This is a genomic window from Allomesorhizobium camelthorni (genome assembly GCF_011045125.1).
GTDB lineage: Bacteria > Pseudomonadota > Alphaproteobacteria > Rhizobiales > Rhizobiaceae > Allomesorhizobium > Allomesorhizobium camelthorni.
In genome coordinates this window covers 76,060-97,482 of sequence record NZ_JAAKZF010000015.1, presented here as the reverse complement: position 1 = coordinate 97,482, position 21,423 = coordinate 76,060, and the positions used below count along the sequence as shown (strand labels likewise).

At 60.1% G+C, this 21,423-nt stretch carries 18 protein-coding genes and 2 pseudogenes; 16 read left to right on the top strand and 4 right to left on the bottom strand.

Going from position 1 to position 21,423, the window contains the following annotated elements; genetic code table 11:
- Nucleotides 1-32 precede the first annotated feature (32 nt).
- On the top strand, nucleotides 33-1,106 hold the full coding sequence (gene gmd / locus G6N73_RS13775; RefSeq protein ID WP_165028431.1) for a GDP-mannose 4,6-dehydratase: 1,074 nt from the start codon (nucleotides 33-35) through the stop codon (nucleotides 1,104-1,106).
- A gap of 18 nt (nucleotides 1,107-1,124) precedes the next feature.
- Nucleotides 1,125-2,084, top strand: a complete 960-nt coding sequence (gene fcl, locus G6N73_RS13770; RefSeq protein ID WP_165028463.1) for a GDP-L-fucose synthase — start codon at nucleotides 1,125-1,127, stop codon at nucleotides 2,082-2,084.
- A gap of 17 nt (nucleotides 2,085-2,101) precedes the next feature.
- Here fcl and G6N73_RS13765 read toward each other — a convergent pair whose 3' ends face one another.
- Complete coding sequence (locus G6N73_RS13765) at nucleotides 2,102-3,460, bottom strand: phosphohexomutase domain-containing protein (RefSeq protein WP_165028429.1); 1,359 nt, start codon at nucleotides 3,458-3,460, stop codon at nucleotides 2,102-2,104.
- 218 nt (nucleotides 3,461-3,678) lie between these two features.
- Here G6N73_RS13765 and G6N73_RS13760 point away from each other — a divergent pair, with 218 nt between their 5' ends.
- Together G6N73_RS13760 and G6N73_RS13755 are read left to right on the top strand one after the other, a co-directional pair.
- Nucleotides 3,679-4,569 carry a glycosyltransferase gene (locus G6N73_RS13760; protein WP_165028427.1) on the top strand — a complete coding sequence of 297 codons (891 nt, stop codon included), beginning with the start codon at nucleotides 3,679-3,681 and terminating at the stop codon, nucleotides 4,567-4,569.
- A 122-nt stretch (nucleotides 4,570-4,691) separates the two neighbouring features.
- Nucleotides 4,692-6,098 (top strand): mannose-1-phosphate guanylyltransferase/mannose-6-phosphate isomerase, encoded by a 1,407-nt coding sequence (locus tag G6N73_RS13755; RefSeq protein WP_343044619.1) that lies wholly within the window; start codon nucleotides 4,692-4,694, stop codon nucleotides 6,096-6,098.
- 18 nt (nucleotides 6,099-6,116) lie between these two features.
- On the opposite strand, the gene G6N73_RS13750 is transcribed toward G6N73_RS13755, so the two are convergent.
- The 3 genes from G6N73_RS13750 to G6N73_RS37960 form a co-directional block, all read right to left on the bottom strand.
- Entirely contained in the window at nucleotides 6,117-6,515 is a 399-nt protein-coding gene (locus G6N73_RS13750) for an NUDIX domain-containing protein (RefSeq protein WP_343044618.1), read from the bottom strand.
- 8 nt (nucleotides 6,516-6,523) lie between these two features.
- Nucleotides 6,524-6,685 (bottom strand): hypothetical protein, encoded by a 162-nt coding sequence (locus G6N73_RS36865; RefSeq protein ID WP_246252018.1) that lies wholly within the window; start codon nucleotides 6,683-6,685, stop codon nucleotides 6,524-6,526.
- A gap of 538 nt (nucleotides 6,686-7,223) precedes the next feature.
- Complete coding sequence (locus G6N73_RS37960; RefSeq protein ID WP_281352883.1) at nucleotides 7,224-7,355, bottom strand: hypothetical protein; 132 nt, start codon at nucleotides 7,353-7,355, stop codon at nucleotides 7,224-7,226.
- Here G6N73_RS37960 and G6N73_RS13745 point away from each other — a divergent pair.
- The 12 genes and pseudogenes from G6N73_RS13745 to G6N73_RS13700 all read left to right on the top strand — a co-directional run bounded on the left by G6N73_RS13745 (nucleotide 7,348) and on the right by G6N73_RS13700 (nucleotide 21,408).
- A complete protein-coding gene (locus G6N73_RS13745; protein ID WP_165028425.1) occupies nucleotides 7,348-7,830 on the top strand; it encodes a hypothetical protein in 483 nt (160 codons plus the stop codon). The two genes, G6N73_RS37960 and G6N73_RS13745, sit on opposite strands and share 8 nt — an antisense overlap.
- A gap of 1,269 nt (nucleotides 7,831-9,099) precedes the next feature.
- The gene (locus tag G6N73_RS13740) at nucleotides 9,100-11,058 is read left to right on the top strand and encodes an acyltransferase family protein (RefSeq protein ID WP_165028423.1); all 1,959 of its coding nucleotides are present in this window, start codon (nucleotides 9,100-9,102) and stop codon (nucleotides 11,056-11,058) included.
- A gap of 800 nt (nucleotides 11,059-11,858) precedes the next feature.
- A complete protein-coding gene (locus G6N73_RS36860; RefSeq protein WP_246252016.1) occupies nucleotides 11,859-12,233 on the top strand; it encodes a hypothetical protein in 375 nt (124 codons plus the stop codon).
- 2 nt (nucleotides 12,234-12,235) lie between these two features.
- On the top strand, nucleotides 12,236-12,310 hold the full coding sequence (locus tag G6N73_RS38580) for a hypothetical protein (RefSeq protein WP_425484082.1): 75 nt from the start codon (nucleotides 12,236-12,238) through the stop codon (nucleotides 12,308-12,310).
- 89 nt (nucleotides 12,311-12,399) lie between these two features.
- Nucleotides 12,400-12,702, top strand: a pseudogene (locus G6N73_RS13730) (transposase); the annotation flags it as partial.
- Nucleotides 12,703-12,915: 213 nt separating this feature from the next.
- Nucleotides 12,916-13,061: pseudogene (locus G6N73_RS38275) on the top strand (IS256 family transposase); the annotation flags it as partial.
- 453 nt (nucleotides 13,062-13,514) lie between these two features.
- Nucleotides 13,515-15,218, top strand: coding sequence for a M10 family metallopeptidase C-terminal domain-containing protein (locus G6N73_RS13720; protein ID WP_165028421.1), 1,704 nt, complete (start codon nucleotides 13,515-13,517; stop codon nucleotides 15,216-15,218).
- An 18-nt stretch (nucleotides 15,219-15,236) separates the two neighbouring features.
- Nucleotides 15,237-15,455, top strand: a complete 219-nt coding sequence (locus G6N73_RS38270) for a hypothetical protein (protein ID WP_343044617.1) — start codon at nucleotides 15,237-15,239, stop codon at nucleotides 15,453-15,455.
- 690 nt (nucleotides 15,456-16,145) lie between these two features.
- Nucleotides 16,146-17,846: a type I secretion system permease/ATPase gene (locus G6N73_RS13715; RefSeq protein ID WP_165028419.1), complete on the top strand. Its 1,701-nt coding sequence runs from the start codon at nucleotides 16,146-16,148 to the stop codon at nucleotides 17,844-17,846.
- A 34-nt stretch (nucleotides 17,847-17,880) separates the two neighbouring features.
- Nucleotides 17,881-19,200, top strand: coding sequence for an HlyD family type I secretion periplasmic adaptor subunit (locus G6N73_RS13710; RefSeq protein ID WP_165028417.1), 1,320 nt, complete (start codon nucleotides 17,881-17,883; stop codon nucleotides 19,198-19,200).
- Nucleotides 19,201-19,208: 8 nt separating this feature from the next.
- Nucleotides 19,209-20,150, top strand: coding sequence for an NAD-dependent epimerase/dehydratase family protein (locus tag G6N73_RS13705; protein ID WP_165028415.1), 942 nt, complete (start codon nucleotides 19,209-19,211; stop codon nucleotides 20,148-20,150).
- 13 nt (nucleotides 20,151-20,163) lie between these two features.
- A complete protein-coding gene (locus G6N73_RS13700; RefSeq protein ID WP_165028413.1) occupies nucleotides 20,164-21,408 on the top strand; it encodes an O-antigen ligase family protein in 1,245 nt (414 codons plus the stop codon).
- Nucleotides 21,409-21,423: the final 15 nt, after the last annotated feature.

Genomic DNA, 21,423 nt, shown 5'->3' with positions numbered 1-21,423 from the left:
TGTGCTCGGCTAACGGCAACCGGATCGGATTGATGGCAGAGAAGACAGCGCTTATCACGGGAGTGACAGGTCAGGATGGAGCATATCTGGCAAGATTGTTGCTCGACAAGGGCTACACCGTTCATGGCGTGAAGCGGCGTTCATCATCATTCAACACTGAACGTATCGACAATATCTATGTCGACCCGCACGAAAGCCCTACGCGTTTCTTTCTTCATTACGGCGATCTGACCGACTCTACCAACCTCATAAGGCTGGTGCAGGAGACGAAGCCGACCGAGATATATAATCTCGCGGCACAGAGCCACGTCCAGGTCAGCTTTGAGACGCCGGAATATACAGGCAACGCCGACGCGCTGGGCACGCTGCGTCTCTTGGAAGCCGTCCGTATTCTCGGCATGGAAAAGACGGTCCGCTTCTACCAGGCTTCGACCTCGGAGCTTTACGGCAAGGTGCAGGAAGTTCCGCAGCGGGAGACGACTCCCTTTTATCCGCGCTCTCCCTACGCCGCGGCGAAGCTCTACGCCTACTGGATCACGGTAAACTACCGCGAGGCATACGGGATGTTCGCCGCGAACGGCATCCTCTTCAACCATGAAGGCCCGACCCGCGGAGAGACCTTCGTGACGCGCAAGATTACGCGCGCGGTGGTCGGCATTCAGAAGGGCCTCCAGCATACGCTTTATCTCGGCAATCTCGACGCCAAGCGCGACTGGGGTCACGCCCGCGACTACGTCGAAGGCATGTGGCGCATCCTCCAGCATGACGAGCCCGACGATTTCGTCCTGGCTACGGGCGAGACGCACTCGGTGCGGGAATTCGTTGAGCTTGCGTTCGCTGAGGTCGGCCGGACGATTTTATGGGAGGGCGCAGGTGTCGACGAGGTCGGGCGCGACAAGACATCCGGCGAGATCCTGGTGCGCGTGGATCCGCGCTATTTCCGTCCCACAGAGGTCGATCTTCTGATAGGCGATCCCGCCAAGGCCATGGCCAAATTGGGCTGGAAGCACACGACCAGTTTCAAGACGCTCGTGGCCGAGATGGTCGCTGCGGACATGGAATTGATCGAGCGGGAATCCTGGCGCAACGACCGCTCTGCACGATAGGATGCGCGGATGACGGATATCTACTCGCTTCGGGGCAAACGTGTTTTCGTGGCCGGCCATCGCGGGATGGTCGGCTCGGCGATCGTCCGCAGGCTGGCCGGCGAAGACTGCGAAATCCTTACCGCCTCGCGCTCGGAACTCGACCTGCGCGATCAGGCCGCCGTGCGACGCTGGACGGCCGACAAGCGGCCGGACGCCGTCGTTCTTGCGGCAGCAAAGGTGGGCGGCATCCTCGCCAACGATACCTACCCTGCCGATTTCCTCTACGAGAACCTGGTGATCGAGACGAATGTGATCGAGGCCGCCTTCCGTAACGAAGTTGGCAAGCTGATCTTCCTTGGCTCGTCATGCATCTATCCGAAGTTCGCGCCGCAGCCGATCCCGGAAGATGCGCTGCTCACCGGACCGCTGGAGCCGACCAATGAATGGTACGCCATCGCCAAGATCGCCGGCCTGAAGCTTTGCCAGGCGTATCGCCGGCAACACGGCGTCGACTACATCTCGGCCATGCCGACCAATCTTTACGGTCCGGGCGACAATTACGATCTCGAGAAAAGCCACGTCATCCCGGCGCTGATGCGCAAGGCGCACGAGGCCAAGCTTGCGGGGGAGAAAGTACTCCAGATCTGGGGATCGGGCACGCCCAAGCGTGAGTTCCTCCATGTCGACGATGCCGCCGACGCGATGGTCTATCTGCTGAAGAACTATTCGGGCGACGGCCACGTCAATGTGGGTTCAGGCGAGGACATCGCCATCATCGACCTCGCCCGACTGGTAGCTTCCGTCGTCGGGTTCAAAGGTGAGATCCGCAACGATTCGACCAAGCCCGACGGACCGCCGCGCAAGCTCATGGACGTCTCGACGCTGTTCGAGACCGGCTGGCGCCCGCAATATGACCTGGAGTCAGGCCTGAAACATGCCTACGCCTGGTTCATGGAGCACGTGGAGAAAGGCGAAGCGCGGCTGAACGTCGCCTGACGGCACCCGCGCCACTTTCACGCCGCCTGTATCAGTTGCGAGAGTTCCGCGACCCGCTTGTCGAGAAGCCGCGCGTCGCCGCGAGTCTCGACGTTGAGCCTCAGCAGCGGCTCGGTGTTGGACGCCCTCAGATTAAAGCGCCAGTCGTCGAACGCCATGCTCAGCCCGTCGATCGCTTCCACCAGCGGATTTGCAGGGAGGAAATGCTCGGCAACGCGCTCTTGCGCGACTTTCGCGTCGACGACCGTGAAATTGATCTCTCCCGAACAGGGGAATTTGGCTAGGCGCTGCTCCACGAGTTCAGCAAGCGTCGCGCCGGTGGCAGAAAGCTCCGCCACAACGGCCAGCCACGCCAGCATGCCCGAATCGCAGTAGCTGAAATCCCGGAAATAGTGGTGCGCGCTCATTTCTCCGCCGTAGACTGCATTTTTCTCGCGCATCATGCGCTTGAAGAAGGCATGGCCTGTCGGGCAGGGCTTCGCCACGCCGCCGGCGGCAGCCACCATGTCGATCGTGTTCCAGGTCAGCCGCGGATCGTAGAGGATGGTCGCGCCCGGATTGGCGCCCAGCATCGTCTGGGCAATCAAGCCGACCAGATAGTACCCCTCGATGAAGCGGCCATTGTGATCATAAAGAAAACAGCGATCGAAATCTCCGTCCCATGCGATCCCCAGATCGGCGCCATGCTCGATCACGGCCTGGCTCGCACGGACGCGCTTTTCCGGCAGGAGCGGGTTGGGTATGCCGTTCGGCAAGGTCGGATCGGGCTGATGGTCGATCTTGATGAACTCGAACGGCAGGTGCTTCTCGATCAGGTCGATGACCGGGCCGGCGCAACCGTTGCCGGCATGGCAGACGATTTTCATCGGCCGAAGTCGGCTGTCCGCCACCTGCTCCAACAGCCTCTCGATATAGGGAGTGCGGTCGAGGGTAGGTTTGAGCGCGCCGCGGGAAGCGAATCCGGACACTTTTGCAATGGGTCTGTCCGACAGCACTAGGGCTTCGATCGCATCGAGCGAATTTTCGCGCGTCGCCGCCGTCGCGTCCTTCAGCACCATCTTGAAGCCGTTATAGCTTTCCGGATTGTGGCTGGCCGTCACCATGAGGCCTGCGTCCGCACCCGAGCTGGCCGTGTGGAAATAGACCTCCTCCGTGCCGCACTGTCCGACCGGCAGCACGTCCACGCCACTGTCGAGCAGGCCCTGGGCGAGCGCTGCCGCAAAGGCTGGACTATCCTGGCGCATGTCGTGTCCTACGACGACGGCGGAAGGTGCGCGCAAGCTGGCGACGGCCTGCCCGAAGCGATATGCGAACGGGACGTTGATCTGTTCGGGAATCTGCCCGCGGACGTCGTAGGCTTTGAATGGCGATTTCATCTGGTTCCCAAATTCTGGTGCGAATTTATGCCTGCCGGCCAAGCGAAGCCACTTGCCGCGTTAAAAGGGAAACGAGAACGGCGCAACCCCGCCGTTGCGCGCGCAGGCGGCGGCGGCGTAAGAAAGACCGCCACCGGCCATGTCCGGAGGCCGTTTCCCGGCGCGCTGCAATCACGCATCCGCCGTCACGGGAACGCATGAGACGGATAATCTGATTGATGAAGGAATCGATTCTAAGCGTCGTGATGCCTTGCCTGAACGGCATGCCGCATTTGCCCGCCGCTATCGAATCCGTGAAATCCGTCCTTTCCGGCGACAGCCACGAAATCATCGTTGCCGATGGCGGTTCCACCGACGGCACGCTCGACTATTTGCGCAATGCTGGTGTGACCTTGATCGAGAAGCCGGACCGCTCGCTCTATGAAGGACTGAATAATGCGATTTCCCTTGCGCACGGACAATACATTGCCTGGCTAAACTCGGACGACCTCCTACTCGGCGGCGTCGCCGACCTCTGGCGCAAGGCTCGCGAAGGCCAGGCCGACATCGTCACCGGAGAGGCTGAAATCGCTTCCGACGGCAAAGTGGTCTGGAGGAGCGATCATCATGTCGGCCCGATGAGCCCGGCGTCAATTCTGTTTGCCGTTCCGACCGTGAACAGCCGGCTGATGCATACCGGACTGCTCCAAGCGGCCGGACCGTTCCCTTGCGATATCGGGCTCGGGGCGGACCGGTACATGCTTTTGAAACTGCTGCGCCTGGCCGGCAGAAGGACCTTTCAGCCGTCGACGGCCTATCGCTACAATTCGCACAGCGGTTCGAAAACCATGGCCGCGACGTGGAAATCCTATCGCGACGTTCACGACGCGAATCTGCGGATGACCCGAGCATTGCGCGACGAAGCCTCCGGACAGGACGAGCGAGGACTGATCGACGCCTTTGCTTCGCTTTCCGGTCTCGCAGCGGCACGCGCCGCGTTCTTCGGCGGCGAGCCCATAAAGGCGATGGGCGACGGGTTGGCGGCATTCCGCGACAACCCCTCACCGGCTAATTGGTATCGCGGCCTTTCGCTCTATCGTCACTATCGAGGACACGGCTCGGGGTGGTAATGTCGGGCCTCGAGCCAGCACAGCCTGTAAATGCCTGCTTGAAATTGTGTTTGCCATCGCGGCCGCATTTCAATTAGGTGGCCCGGCTAGTTTGGACAGTGAGCATACGAGAGGGCGTTTCCGTGTTTCTACCTGTAATCATGGCGGGCGGGTCCGGCTCGAGACTTTGGCCGCTTTCGCGCCAGCTTTACCCCAAGCAATTTCATGCACTCACAGGAGAACGGACCCTCCTGCAGGACACTGCGATCCGGCTCGACGGACTGGGCGCCGAATCGCCGCTGCTGATCTGCAATGAGGAGCATCGTTTCCTGGCGGCCGAGCAGATGCGGCTGATCGGCCGGGAAGATGCGTCGATCCTTCTGGAGCCGGTCGGCCGCAATACGGCTCCGGCGATCGCGCTTGCGGCGCTGTTTGCCACGCGACATGGCGACGACCCGCTTCTGCTCGTTCTGGCAGCCGACCATTTCATCCTGGACGTCGATCGCTTTTGTGAAAGCGTCAAAAAAGCCGTGCCTCTGGCCGAGCAGGGAAAGCTCGTCACTTTCGGCATCGTGCCGGACCGTAACGAGACGGGTTATGGCTATATATTGCGCGGCGAGGCCCTTCCCGACGGCGGCTTCGTCGTCGGCCGGTTCGAGGAGAAGCCCGACCGGCAGACCGCCGAAAAATATGTAAAGAGCGGCGATTACTACTGGAACAGCGGCATGTTCATGTTCCGCGCCAGCCGCTATCTGGAGGAACTGAAGCGCCACCGGCCTGAAATTTTCGACGCCTGCAGCCGGTCGATTTCCGTCACCGAGCCGGACATGCAGTTCGTGCGCGTCGACGCGGAAGCCTTCAAGGCCTGCCCGGCGGATTCCATCGACTATGCGGTGATGGAAAAAACCGACGACGCCGTCGTCATCCCGCTCGATGCAAGGTGGAGCGATATCGGCTCCTGGTCCGCTTTGTGGGACGTGCAGGAGCGGGACGGCGACGGAAACGCATTCAAGGGCGACGTCTTGTCCCTTTCCAGCAACAACAACCTCGTTCGCGCGGATGGCCGCCTCGTCGCCATCGTCGGCGTGAACGATCTCGTCGTGGTCGAGACCAAGGACGCGGTGCTGATCGCGCACAAGGATCAGGTTCAGAAGGTGAAGGATATCGTCGATCTGATCAAGGAGAAGGGGCGAAGCGAGCACATCAACCATCGCGAAGTCTACCGGCCCTGGGGGCACTACGATTCCATCGATTTCGGCGGCCGCGATCAGGTCAAGCGCATTACGGTGAAGCCGGGCGCCAAGCTCTCGGTGCAGATGCACCACCATCGCGCCGAACACTGGATTGTCGTGCGGGGAACGGCGAAGGTCTACAAAGGCGCCGAAACCATTCTCCTCACCGAAAACCAGTCGACCTATATCCCGCTCGGCGAGGTTCACGCGCTGGAAAACCCCGGCAAGATTCCGCTTGAATTGATCGAGGTTCAGACGGGGTCGTATCTGGGCGAGGACGATATCGTTCGCTTCGAGGACCAGTACGGCAGGTCATAGAGCGGCGAAGCACAAGGGCTATGCGCATATCTCCGGATAACGGAGGCGGAGCGCCTGCACGGCGCAAAACGTCTTGACGTCGTCCAGTTCGCCGCTATCCGCCATGGCCAGTATCCTGGAGATCGGCACCTCCTCGACGATAATCTGTTCTCCCTCGTCGTGCAGTCCGCCGCCGTCGGAAAGGCGGTCCGCCTCCGAATAGCGGCCAAGGTAGAGATGGGCGCGTTCGGTCGAAGTCGCAGGCGATATCCAGAACGTTCCGATGTGCTCGAGTTCGGCTATCTTGAGGCCGGACTCTTCGAGCGCTTCCCGCTTGGCGCAAGCCTCCGGATCGTCGGTGTCGAGCCGCCCGGCCGGCGCCTCGACCACCATCACGCCCCTGCCGGTGTACAAAGCCGAGGGACGGACCTGCCGCACGATTGTCACTACTTTGCGGTCGGGATCGTAGAGGGCAGCACGGCCACTCCGTCGCCGTGATCGTCGAGCTGCTGCGTCAGAACGGAGCCGTCTTCGCGCCGCATGCGCACAAGCAGGAATCGTCCCCAGCCTTCATAGACCAGCTCGACATTTTCGATCATGGCCGCCATCGCGCCGCTCCGTCGTGACGGCTGAATAGCAGAAGGCACCGGTCGTGTCCCGTAGTTGGAAAGAGCCCAATCCGGCGACGGAGCTAGGGCTGACTTCAATAAGAATTAAGTCGATGCCAGTCATGAAGTTGATGCCAACAACCAGCATGGCAAGATCGATCCGGTCCCACCCGTGACTGAAGCGGCCGAGGATGGAGTCGCGAAGTGCCGGTCTAGCCCAGGCTGTCGGAAACGGCATCGAAATCGAAGGTATCGTTGAGCCGCAAGAAACGCCTCGTCCTTGACGATCGATTCGGTCAACTGTTCGGCAGTGACCGACAGATAGCGAACGTCAACCGAGCGCTTCCTCTTAGGGCGGCTTGTAATCAGGGGCGATGACGGGCACCATCAGCGGATGGGATGGGCTTTCCGCTGCTTACTTGCTTCGGGTAGAAGAAGCCCGCCAGGGCGAACTGTGGCGGGCTTTTGGCGGGGCCCGGGTACCTGATTCGTGAGGCCCTTCGCAAGGCGGCGACATGCGCGCAGCCTTCCAGCCTGTTCAGCTTATTGTTTCGTGTTGCTCGATATCATCCGGGCGCTGTATTTCGGTCAACAGTTCGCTTACCGTATCGACCAGCGCGACAAGGTTGCCGATGTCACAATGCAGGGAATTGAGGCCATAGGTGTTCACGATTGTTTCATGCCACGGCATGGCTGAAGGTCGCGGAGGCCAACACGGGGCCAGCATCACCGCCAGCGAGCGCCTGAGCTACTTTTTCTTCCGCAGTGAGCGAGGCAGACGGGCCGGCCGGGGCCACAGCGGGCCGTACAGGGACGTAGGACTCAGCGAAGGCATTGGCGCGTTCGCCGCGACACTCGGGGGCTGCGTTTCTTCGCAGGAAATTCCACTATCTGCGAATGTGTACCGCCTGGAAGTAGGCGGCACAGGCCGGTTCGGCGCGTCCGCCATTCCGCAGCAGACCATCAAACCGGCGGCGCAAATCACGCTTGGAAAAGACTTTACGCATTTCGTTTTAGAAGACGCCGCGATGCAAAAAGGGAGAACTTGCGCCGGGCAGTCATCTATCGGCCCGATGATGGCGACTACACGATCCACCTCTGTCACCGTGATGATGTACAGACCCGGCGAAAACCGAACGCTTTAGACGCCGCTGGCATTTTGCCGCAGTGAGATCGCGGCCCCGCTTGACAGCATGTCGGCTCAAAATCCTAACTACCGATTGCAAAACGGGGTTGAACATGGCGGACGAAACGGAATACGGGCAACGCGCTTTCATGCGACATTGGTCAAATCGCTCGGGCGCGATCAGCATGAAGTTTGTGCTGGTTACGCGGAGGCAGAGCGGGATGGCCAAGTAAGGCGCAAAAAGAACACCAATGGCAAAACACCTGAAGAATATGCCTTGGCGCGCTCTGGCGCGATGGCGAAGAAGGGATGGTTGCTAATACCAAGAGCCCGCCACCATCGGCAGCGTGCCCAAAACGTGGTCGCAGTGGCTCAACGCCCTCGCCGATCGCCGGAGGACATGTACCGACTAATGCCCGTAGAGAGCATTGAACGACCATGCCCAAATACATTTGCCACTATGTCAGCAACGGGACCGAATACACCTGCTTGATGAATGCTTCATCGAGTGCCGAAGCGGCACACCGGATGAACAGGCTTCCATGGCACCTGGTTGCGGCCCGGTCGGCGCTCCTCGCAGCAATGAATCTTCGGAAGATGTATGCGAAAGCTGCACCGGGCGGGGCGAAAGCCGGTTCAGGAAACCACGTCACGGAAGAACTGTTCGCTCGACGGTGCCCTGATCCGTTCGCAGCCCGCACGAGAGGGCAGATTGAAGTTCCGCACAATGTGTGGTTTGTTCCGCCCCTCAATTGGGGGACAGCTCGACGTGCTAAGAGCGGCTTTACTTATTATTCTCGTGTGCGCCGCAGGTTGTACGGTCCGGCCGCTCTGTAGCGATGGTCTCGCAATTGTCGGGGGGCGACACAGGCGGAGTAGTGCAAGAGGTGGCCGCTGTCGCCATTTCGGAGCCAAGATCGCGCGTCGGCCAGGAACTCCGCAACCATCTCATATTTATGATTGGGCGCGGTCAGGGCGAGCCAGCGAACCCGCAATATACCCTGACGCTAAGTGTGCAGTCGCAAGTCGCGGAACTGGGGTTGGTGGCGCCTCCGGGTGGCGAGGGTCGGCCTTTGGCCGGACCGGAGCAACTCTGGCCAGCGGAAAGCACCAAATTATGTCGTCCTACGATAGGCCGCGTCAGGAGTTTGCGGCTTTGCGCGCAATGCGAGACGCAGAGAACCGCGCCGCGCGTGAACTCGCCGAAGTAATTCGGATGGACGTTGCAGCTCAGATCACCCAACGCGGCCCCAAGGTCGTGACGGTCCCCCAATAGCCAAGGCCGAGAATGCAGGCTAAAACAACTATTCACGGCGAATACCTCGCCGCCATAGACGGCCTTCGCGCGATCGCTGTGCTGTCGGTACTCCTGTTCCATCTTGATATTCCGCAATTCCGTGGCGGCTATACAGGCGTCGATGTTTTCTTCGTGATCTCCGGGTTTCTGATCACACGAAATATTCTCAGCGACGTTGATGGACAGCGCTTCAGTTTTTCGCAGTTCTATCTCCGCAGGGTAGCAAGGTTGTTTCCGGCCCTGTTCACCACGATTGCGCTGACGCTGGCGGCATCATTCTGGGTGCTCGGCCCGGATGACTTGGCACATCTCGGGCAAGCCGCGATACTGACCGCCGTTTCGGTGTCCAACATCTTTTTTTGGCTGGATTCCGGGTATTTCGACACGGCCGCCGCATTCAAACCGCTCCTGCATACCTGGTCACTTGCCGTTGAAGAACAGTTCTATCTCGTCTGGCCGGTGATGATTTGGCTGAGCGTTACGAAGGCTAGCAAACGCGCGGCCTTCGCCTTGATCTTGCTCCTAGGAACCATCTCTCTAGCGGCATCCATGGATCTGGTGTCGTCGCATCCCGGCGCAGTCTTCTTTCTAACCCCATTCCGGGTGCATCAGTTTGCAATCGGAGCGCTGCTCGCGTTCGTCGGCGTCGGTCCGCGTAATCTCGTCACGTCCGCGACCTGTGGAGGTGCTTTGGTCTTTCTCATCATCATCGCCTGTACCGCAACCGACGGTGAGCAGAGCTACCTCTATACGGCACTTGCACCCGCCCTAGCCGCGGGGGCTGTGATTTGGTCCAGCCATTCGGCGCTCGCCATGCGCTTGCTGGCATCGCGCCCAGCGGAATGGGTCGGCAAGCGCTCCTATTCGATCTACCTGGTCCATTGGCCCATTGTTGTCCTTTGGAAGATGGGCACAGATTTCACCCTGTCTCCTGTCGAGAAGGCTATCGGCCTGATTGTCGCGGTCGTCGCAGGCGCAGTGCTGCACGATGTTGTCGAGCGGCCTTTCCGCTTCCACCGCGCTCAAACACCGCAGTTTCGTGGCAGCGTCTTGGCGGGCGTGGTTGGCTTGAGCGTCGTCATCTTCCTATCAGGCTCGCATTTTTGGGCGCTCCGCGGATTTCCCGAAAGAGTTCCAGAAGAACTCACGAAGTTGGCCGGCAACTTGCAACCGGAATGGGCTGCACGACAAAAGGCCGTGCGCACGGGTGTCTGCAATTTCCAAATTGACACATTTAAGGCCGAGCAATTCGATGCGAAAGCGTGCTCAAGCCCACCCAAAACAGGTATGTCGTATCTGATCATCGGTGATAGTTTTGCCTCTGACGCTTATCTGGTCATGAGCAAAGCGTACCCTGAGGTGTATTTCGGCCAGGTGACCGTCCCTGGCTGCCACTTGCGGATGCCGAAGAGATTCGATGACGACTCTGACTGCCGCAAGCTGTTCGACCGCGCGATCAATGAACTGGCCAAGGACTACGATGGCGTCGTGCTTGCTTCCAATTGGCTTGACGGCCACTACTACAGGATTGAGGACTTCATCAGTCATTTCGAAAACACTGGGCTCAACGTCGTCATTGTGGGCCAGCATATTCGCTTTGCCGATCGCCTGCCCGCGATCGTGATGTCTTCTCTCAGCCGGATCGGGGCGGCGAAGAAGGCGCAGGGGGCGGTACTTCAAACCCAATACGAGGTGAACCGGAAGATCGACGAACTGTTTGGCAAGTCAGCCACATTCATCGACTTCATGGAACTGCAATGCCCGTCAGAGTGCACAGTCTTCAGGGATGATGGCCGACTCTTTTATCTGGACGATTCTCACATATCGCTGGCGGGAGCCGAGATCCTGGCGGGCCGGATGCGCGCCCGATATCCAGAGATAGGTGCAGATTGCCACCGAAACGCTTCGATCGTCAGGCCTCGCGTTAACATCGCCCAAACACGATGTTGAGTTTTTAGGAAGGTCTGCGAACAACAGGTCACATACGAGTGGGAGCGGGGGGTGATGTCAATCACATCAAGGCGCTGGACGGCCTGCGCGCCTGCGCGGGCTAGCCGCCTACATCGTCTTTATCTCGCATTCTCGAGCCTGACTGAATTCACAGGTGGGGTACTAGGAAATGGCGGTGGCCACTTGGGCGTCGTGGTTTTCTTCGCCCTATCCGGATTCATGATGTCCCATCTCGATTTTTCCGGAGAGACCCACACCGACCAAAATCTGGACCTTTTTTCAGCGGCGATTGCGCGTGATCCCTTTGTTCCTCGCTGTGGTACTCGCGAGCTTGCCCTCACGCTAGTTATTTCTCATTGGCATTTTCTGGGCTTATCACATCAACTTGTGGGAAGACGTGGCGGCTCACCTCGCCATTATGCGGGCGATCACGCGCTTTGGACGGTGATAATCGACGTCAAATTCTATCTGGTCTCCCGGCGCTCTGGATCTTGTACTGGGCTCGACCGAAGTGGCTCCTGCCGCTGCTACTAGGGATGATTGGGGCCTTATTTGTGTACCAGCGGATCGTGACCGGGCCGGAGACTTCGGTCAATCGGTTTTCTATGCCGGCCATTACTCCTCGCCGGCTTGGTGGTTTTTATGTCGCTGAAGCATCTACCGAATGACGTCCCGTGGAACGCCCTCTTTGTCGCCGCGTTCGCGGCGGTCGCTATTCTTTACCCGTCTTTGGAGGTGAAGTGGCACAAGAACGATGCCGTGGATATGGAGGCGATCTGCGAGGCGGCACAACTCCCAACATGCGCTTTGTCGCCGTTAAGAGCGAAGACCAGCAGGCGGCGGGGCTCGTGTTCCGGACGTATGACCTTCTCGTGCGTCAGCGTACGCAACTGATCAACGCGATCCGCGGTCACCTGACGGAATATGGCTGGGTCGCGCCCAAGGGGCCGTCCTATGTCGTGATGCTTGCTGACCTACTCGACGAAGAGGAGATGGTCTCCTCGTTGCCGCCAGCAGCCCTTGAGATGTTCAAGGTGATGTTGGACTTCCTGGCCGAGCTGGATGGCAGGATCGACGATCTCGACCAGGTGACCGCGCGGCGCGCCCGCAAGGATGAGGTATCGCGACGGCTAATGACGATTCCCAGCGTCGGCCAATCACCGCGACCGCAATAGCAGTGCTCGCCCCGCCGGTCGAGACCTTCGCAAAGGGGCGCGACTTCGCCGCCTGGCTCGGGCTTGCCCCGCTGTAGAGGTCGACCGGAGGCAAGCAGAAGCTAGGGACTATATCGAAGGTGGGAGAGCGCACGCTCAGACGTCTGCTCATCATCGGCAGCAGCGCGCGGCGCGCTATCCGCGGCTGACCGCCTGGGTGGAGGAGACCATCGAGCAGACGCTGACCTTCTTCCGGCTGCCGCGCCAGCACCACAAGCACCTCAAGAGCACCAACATGCTGGAACGCCTCAACGAGGAGATCAGGCGCCGCACCTATGTCGTGCGCATCTTCCCCAATGCCGAGAGCTGTCTGCGTCTCGTCAGGGCGCTCGCCGTCGAAACCCACGAGAACTGGATGGAGGCCAACCGCTACATCAACATGGACGACCTGCGCGAGCACAAGAAGCTCGCGCTGCGTCAAGCCGCATGACCAGCATCATGGCCGCCCCAATTTGCAGAACTTGACGCACACAACCCGCGGGCGGCTGGGGGGACGGCCGTCGAGCGATCAGTTCTTCCGTGACGTGGTCCCCTGACCGGCTTTCGCCGCGCCCGGCACTCCTTTTGCACGTCCGAAGATTCAACGCTGTAAGGGCAAGGGGCACTCTCCGAAGTTTTGCCGTAACGGGAGGGTGAAAAAAGGCCGGCGTCCACTTTCATCGTGCGCCTCGTCGGCGCAATCCTGCTCAACATAAATGGGCAGTGCAGCGGGCCAGATAAATGACGTTGGAAACGGTCAGCCAGATGAGCGATGATCCACTCAATAGCCTGCCAGCCGTGGCGCACTGATCAGCTCGGCCCATGCCGGAGAGCACGGCGGCCAATGCCCGCAGCTGGACCTTCCCTGGGGGGCGCGATCGATTCATACTCCGTTCACCGAGCCGAGTGATTTCCAGGCAAGCTGTCATTTTTGACAAAGGACGTCATAAGAAACGCGCAATTTGCACAGAAGCGGCAACTCAAAAATTAGGAAATCCCGTCGATCGTTCGGCCGGACGACCCTTTTGGACCGTTTGGCTCAAGTGCCGAATTTGAGGCATCGCCGGGGTTCGATCGCGCTGGGATTGGCATTGGAGCGGAGGTGTTCACCACCACCGGGAGTCGCACGTTTCTATCTCACCGCTCCACTCAAGCGGACGCTGAGCCGGTCGCTCCGGAAAGCTGAAAAGCCGGACTTCGTGGCTGCGGGTTCGGCCATAACACCGCGATGCTGAAGCATCGGCAACTAGAATGGACAACTAAATGCCTGCAACCGCCACCTTCGCCTTGAGCGGCGATCCTTACATCGACGGCGTCCTCGGCGGCCCCAAATGGGCCGTCAACGACCTTACCTTCAGCTTTCCCAGCAGCGCCTCCTTTTACGGAGCCGGCTATGGCGATGGAGAGCCAACTGACAACTTCGGCTCGTTGAACGCCGCCCAGCAGTTCGCCGCACGCGCGACCTTCAACATGATCTCCTCTGTCGCCAATCTGGCCTTCACAGAAGTCGCCGAAACTTCGACAGCGCACGCTGATCTTCGTCTCGCTATGTCGGACGCGCCAAGCACTGCTTGGGCGTATCTTCCTTCAACGGCGGCAGAGGGCGGAGATGCATGGTTCAACAGATCGAACGGCTACTACGACAGCCCGGCAAAGGGCAACTACGCCTATACGACTTTCCTCCACGAGATTGGGCATGCGGTTGGACTGGAGCATGCCCACGAGGGAAACGTGATGCCCACGGACCGGGATTCCATGGAATACACGGTCATGAGCTATCGATCCTACGTCGGCGGCTCGACCAGTGGCGGATATACCAACGAAACCTGGGGCTACGCGCAGTCGTTGATGATGTACGACATTGCGGGTCTGCAGCATATGTACGGCGCGGACTACACCACCAATAGCGCCAACACCACCTATTCGTGGAGCCCGACCACGGGCGAGATGTTCGTAAATGGCATCGGCCAGGGGGCCCCCGGCGCCAACAGAATCTTCCTTACGGTATGGGACGGCGGCGGGACCGACACCTATGACTTTTCCAGCTACACAACCAACCTGAAGATAGATCTACGGCCGGGTGAATGGACCATAACTTCGTCTGCGCAACTCGCAAAGCTCCACTACGACGGCTCAAAGGTAGCGGTCGGAAATATCGCGAACGCGCTTCTCTACAACAATGATGCGCGCTCACTGATTGAGAACGCCAGGGGCGGCTCCGGCAACGACGTTATCACCGGCAATGCGACCTCCAACGGGCTGTGGGGCGGTGCGGGAAATGACACCTTCTACGGCCGGGAAGGCAATGACTGCCTTAGAGGAGGACCAGGTGCTGACTGGCTTGACGGTGGAAGTGGAGCGGATATGGCAAACTACTGGGGCGCTGCCGCAACAAGCGCTGCCAAGGGAACGGGCATCATTGCCGACTTGGCATGGCAGGGTCTGAACACTGGCGAAGCTGCCGGCGATCGATACGTTTCGATCGAGCAGCTCTATGGCTCAACTTTCAATGACGACCTCCGAGGAGACGGAAGCTCCAACCTCATCTGTGGCGGTCCTGGTGGCGATGTAATCTATGGCCGAGGTAGCAATGATCAGATCCAGGGCGGAGATGGCCATGATGTTCTCATAGGGGGCTATGGCGGCGATTGGCTTCACGGCGGAAAGGGACCAGACATCTTCCTGTTCCAGGGAATTGGAGATTCCCTCCCGACACAACGGGACACAATTGCCGATTTCTCATCGGGGTTGGACAAGATCGACCTGCGACGCCTCGACGCCAACAGAAATGAAGCAGGGGATCAGGCATTCTCGTTCATCGGAGATAGCGAGTTCACCGGCTCGGCTGGCGAACTGCAGTTCCGCGACGGGATGCTTTCGGGCGATGTCGATGCAGACCGAATGGTTGACTTTCAGGTGCAGCTTACAAATGTCTCTGTGCTCATCGAGAGCGATTTCTGGCTTTGAGGAACCGGGGAGGAGCTGTTGGGCGAATGGATTGATTTCGACCGGTGGCCAGAATGCAGCAGCATGGAGCGCCCGGGAATGATATTCGAGGTGACGAACGAGGAGCAAACGCTATTCACGAATTGCGTTGTCCCATTGCCGCTCCCCTTCGACTGGAAGTCTGGGCCGGTGCGATTCCGCCTCGTGCCAGAACCCGAGCCGCGCCATTCGTCACCGCTCCCAAGACCAGCCGGTTAAGGTTCTTGGACGCGCAGAAATCTTACGATCGCCGGCTTTGAGAGTGCCTGCGAAATGGTCCCGGGGTGGACATCGAAGGGGTCGGGCTGCACCGGGACTCAGTTACGCGTGACAGCCTGGGCCGTCATCGACGGATCCTCTCGCATCTAAACACCGGCCACCGGTTTCTGCGGTAGATGCAGTATTCATATCACCGAGTCCGGCAGCGAGGAATAATTGACGACCGTGGCGATGATCGGGCCGAGGCCAGGACCGTCACCGGGCCGTGGCCGGTCCCGGCGAGATGGAGAAGTACCCGGCCAAGAGCAAGACTGTCTGGCAATGGGTCATCATGACCGTCAGACCCGGGCCATGTCCTTAAATAGTCACTTTCAACAGTGAATGATCGTGAAAGGGAGCTGCAGTTTTTTTTACAGGGTTTCCCGACTAAGGTCGGCTGCACGATTCAACCACTACCTGAGGGATGTGGGCTGGAAGACGAGCGCCTTGACGACGAGGTTCACCTACGATCCCTACGGGAAGGATCCATGCGAGAAGAACGAAGAGCCTGCGCCCATTTCAATGCCAGGCCTCCGCACTCTTTCCAACTTAATCCTATCGAAATAGGACGCAAAAATTCATATGAAGGCGTGAAGAGAGGCGGCGGGGATGTTTTCAGATGACACTAAACGATATTTCTTGAAGAGTATCGTGGAGATTGGGATCTTTTCGGCGGCGGCGAACCTGCTTCTGCTCGTCGTTCCGCTGTATTTGCTACAGGTCTATGATCGCGTGCTGCCTTCATCCAGCATGGACACGCTGGTCTATATTTCGCTGTTCGCACTAGCCTCACTGATTGTTCTGGGGCTTCTCGAAGTTTTTCGCGCGCAATATGCCAGCCGCGTGGCCTCGAAACTGGACACCGTAATCGGGTCGGACATGTTCCTGGCTTCGATGAACGGACCCCGGGCGGGTCTCGGCGATGTCCAGCCGCTTCGCGACCTTGCGACGGTCAGGGCCTTCGTGTCTTCGCGCGCGCTGTTCTTTCTCTTCGACGTCCCCTTCGCGCCGCTGTTCATCGTGCTTCTTTATTTCATTCATCCCTTGCTCTTCATCATCACAGTTATCGGCGCGGCATTGATGATCGCCGTGGCCATTCTCAACCAGGCGGCGACCAGCCGCAGCGGCCGGGCGGCAAGCGAAACGCTGGTTTCGACGATGAACTCCGCGCAGTCTTTCGCCCGCAATTTCGAGACGGTCAGGGCGCTCGGCATGTCGTCGAACATCCTCCAATTGTGGGGGAACCGGTTTGCCGATTCGCTTGCCGCATCGGACCGGGTCAACAAGACCAATGCTTTTTACAGCGGTCTGTCGCGCACCATCCGGATGGTTCTCCAGATCGCGATCCTCGGCGTCGGCGCTTATCTGGTGCTGGATGCGCAGATGACGGCGGGCATGATCTTCGCCTCATCGATCATCTCCGGTCGCGCCTTGCAGCCGCTCGACCAGATCATCGGCGGTTGGCGCCAGCTCGTCGATGCGCAGCGAGCTTGGCAAAGGCTGAAGGCGCTGGCTCGTGGAACCGCGGCCGCAGCGGGCGAACATGTATCTCTGCCTGAGCCGCAAGGCGCGCTTGCCGCCGACCAGCTCATCTATTTCGTTCCCGATGCCGATCCGGGCGCTCCGCCGCTCATCAAGCGCATCAGCTTCAAGATCGAGGCCGGCGAATCCGTTGCCCTGATCGGACCGAGCCAGGCCGGGAAATCCACGCTGGCTCGGCTGATCGTCGGCGCGATCGCTCCGCGATCCGGCGTCATCCGCCTGGACAGCGCCGATATCAAAAACTGGGATGCGGACGAACTTGGAAGCCATCTCGGCTACCTGCCTCAGGATGTAGAGCTGTTTCCCGGCACGATCGCCCAGAACATCTCGCGGTTCGACCCGCAGGCGGTCGACGAGGAGATCGTCGCGGCGGCGCAGCGCGCGCAAGTTCATGAGCTGATCCTGCGCCAAAAGGCAGGCTACGCGACCGAGATCGGCCCGATCGGAGTGCGGCTCTCCGGCGGCGAAAAGCAGCGCATCGGCCTTGCCCGGGCTTTCTACGGCGACCCCAAGCTCATCGTCCTAGATGAACCGAACGCCAATCTGGACGCGGAAGGCGAACAGGCGCTGGAAAAGTCGATCCTCGAGGCGCGTGCGCGCAAGCGGACCGTCGTGATCATCACTCACAAACCGTCGATCGCAGCCAAATGCGATCGGGTACTGATGTTGCGCGACGGGCAGATCGAGCTCTATGGACCCGCAAAGGACGTATTGCAGCGCCTGACGCAAGGGCCGCAAAAGGCGCCCGAGACCCAGCCTGCGCCAGCTCGCAGCGATACGGGCGAGCCGGTGCGGGTCTCGGTCGGGTGACCCAGGTGGGGTTAAGCCGGGTCGTGGAGTGGAAATGACTGAGAAGACAATAGACTGGCGCAAGCGGGTGGCGACACGCACCGGCAGGATTGCCGCGGCGGGCTATCTGACCATCGTGGCTTTCGTCGGCGGCTTTGGCTTTTGGGCTGCTACCGCGCCGCTCGCGGGCGCGGCTATCGCGCCGGGAATCGTTGCAGCCGCCGGCCAAAACATCAATATCCAGCACCTCGAAGGCGGAATCATCCACGAGATCAGGATCCGGGAGGGCGAACGCGTCCGCGCCGGCGAACCGGTCATCGTACTCGACTCCACGGTCGCGGAAGCTCAGCTCAATCGCCTGGTCAAGCAGATGGTCGCACTGCAGGCCAAGGGATGGCGCCTGGAGGCCGAGCGAGACGGCGAGGAAAACTTTTCCATGCCCGACAGCTTCTCGGCGCCGGGAAACAAGATGGAACATCTGGCGATCGTGAGCGAGCAGCAGAAGGAGTTCGCCGCCCGCCTTGCCCGCTACAGGGCGGAGCTTGAGATACTCGCCCAGCGCGTCGCTGCTCTCAAGGAAGCAATCGAGGGCTTGAACGCCCAGAAAAAGGCGGGCGGGGATCAGCTGGCCATCGTGCGGGAGGAGGTGAACCGCAAGAAGGAGCTGCTGGAACAGGGGCTGACCAACCGGTCGGAATATACGGCGCTGCTGCGCAGCGAGGCCGAACTCATCGGCCAGGTCGGCGCGCTGCAATCCCAGATAGCGAGTTCGGCGACCCAGATCGTTGAAGCGCGGCAGCAGACTGAACGGCTGACCACCACGCGGGTCGAACAGGCGGTGGGCGAACTCAATACCGTTCGCGCCTCGATCGCCGATCTGGAAGAGCAGGTACGCGCGGCCCAGTCGGTACTTGAGCGTACGGTCATCCGGGCGCCCGCCGACGGCATCATAGTAAAGACCGCCTACACCGCACCCGGCAGCGTGATCCGGGCGGGTGAGCCGATGATCCAGATGCTGCCGACGACGCGAGAACTGATCATCGAGGCTCAGGTCCGCCCGCAGGATATCGACCTGCTGCGGGTCGGCCAGGAAGCCAGCATGCTTTTTTCCGCGCTCAATGCGCGCACCACGCCGCAGGTTCCGGGCACCGTCTTCTACATCTCGGCCGACCGCCTGATCGATGAAACCAATGGCTTGCCCTACTACACGGCTCGGCTGAAGATCACCGAAAACCTGCCTCCTGAGATTAGCGCCGACCAGATCTATCCAGGCATGCCGGTCGAAACCTTCATCAGAACGGGCGAACGAACCTTCATCGAATATCTTATCCAGCCGCTCGCCGATTCCTTCGCCCGCGCCTTCCGCGAGGAATAGCCTCGCGAATGCTGGTCGCGGTAACGGGTGCAAGCGGGTTCGTCGGGCGAAGGGTCGTGCGGCATCTGCGTGACGCCGGTTTTTCCGTTCGGGCAATCTCGCGGACGATCGGAGCATGGGAAGAAGGTGTCGAGACCGCCACCCTCCCACATCCTTCCGCTTCGCTCGACGAGTTCGAGCGTGTCCTCAATGGCGTCGACCACGTCGTGCATGGTGCAGGTCTCACCAATGCTTCCGCCGAAACGCCGGAATCCGAATTTATGCAGGCGAATGCGGAGCTGACGGCGCGATTTGCCGAAGCCGCAGCGCGGGTGGTTGCGGGCCGGTTTCTGCTCATGTCGTCGATCCGCGCGGTCGCCGACGCCGGCTTCGACGGCATATTAACGCCGGAAATGCCTGCCAAGCCGACCTGCGCCTATGGGCGGTCCAAGCGGGCTGCGGAACTCGCTGCGCTGGCGCGTTATCCGGACGCAAACGCCTCCAGGCTTGCGATACTTCGCCTGCCGCCGGTCTACGGGAGCGGTATGAAAGGAAACCTCGCTAGGATGCTCCATCTGGCCGATACCCCCTACCCTCTCCCATTCGGAGCCCTTCGCAACCGTCGATCGCTGCTCTCGGTGGAGGCGCTTGCCGCGGCAGTGGTCGATCTGCTCCAGATGGTGCAAACCCGGCAGGTCTACCTCGCGGGCGACCGCGATCCGGTGAGCACAGCCGAGATATTCACCGCGCTCCGCGCCGGGCTGGGCAGGCCAGGGCGCCTGCTGCCTGTTCCAGCGAGCCTGCTCAAGACGGCTGCAAAGCTTGCCGGGCGCAGCGAAGACTGGCAGGGCCTGTTTGCCGAGCAGATTTGCGATTCTTCAGCGCTGGCAGACGATGGATGGCGGCAAACCGAAGATCCCCGGCCTGGCCTGGCGGAAGCGGCAAGAGATTTTCAGAAGTCGAAGTCATGAGGTCGAAATCATAGTGCCCCAACCAATTTTCGGCCTGACCCTGGACAGGATGAATCGCCTCTATATGGGGATCGTCACCGGCTGGGGCGCGGTTATCGGCAGCGCCGTCAGCTTCATGGTCGGCGGTGCGTTCATCTGGGCGATCGTCCGCCTCCTGAGACGGGATTTTCCCCTGTCGCGTGTTCGCGAAGCGCGAATAGTGGCGCTGATCTTTGCGGGGTTTTTCGCAATCGAAGCGCTCGCCGGGGCGGTTACATTCAATGGCGTCGTCACCTTGTACGAAATCGGTCAAAACACGCTGTATCTCGCTTTCCTGCCCATCTATTCTCGCCTTTCGGTTTCGGAACGCCCGGGCGTTCGCGACGCGGTCGAACTCGCTGCGATGGGCGGCGCCTATGTGGCGTTCGTCATCGCCCTTGTAGAGAGCTTCGGATTTGGCTTGCGGGCTGAAGGTGGCGCCGGCAACGCCTATCCTTTCGCGCTTGCGAACTTCATCACCCTCACGATCACTTTCCTGGCCAGCCAGCGCGCGCATGGCGGATGGCGTGTGCTGTTCGCGCTGGCCGCACTCGCATCCGTCGGCAGCATCATCCTGTCGGGAACACGCGGCCTGTGGCCCGGACTCGCCATCGTTCCGGCGGTCTGCATCTGGTTCTATCGTGATCACATAGCGCGGCGTTATCTGCTGCCGTCGATGGCGGCATTTTCGGTAGCACTGCTGGCCTTCGGGCTGTTTGCCACACCCTTCGTCCGTGACCGTGTCGAATTGCTGATCGAAGATTATGGGCAGATAGTGGAAAAGGGCGACTATTCGGGATCGGTCGGCCAGCGGCTGACCGTCTGGAAAGCCGGCTGGCAACTCGTGACGGAAGCGCCGTTCTTCGGTCACGGGCCGGGGCACAGCGAAGAACTGATGATCGAGCGCACCAAGGCGATTTCGGGAACGCCTCTCCCTTACTCGCATTTCCACAACGTCTTTCTGAACTATGCCGTACGCGACGGCATTCCCGGCGCCTTGATTGTCGCGATGATGCTTCTCGGTCCGGTCATCCTGGCCTGGCGCAAGAACCGCGACGAGATGGGAGACTATGGCCTGGCGATGACCGCCGGCATCGCGACGAGCTTTTTCCTAAGCGGTCTGTTGAACAACATGATCGGCCATGATCTGTCCGATTCGCTGTTCATCGTCGGAATATTGACCAGCCTGTTTTTTGTCTTCGGCAGCGGGCGTGATTCCGAGTTGCGGTCTGACGGCTGAGCTTTCCCGCAATCT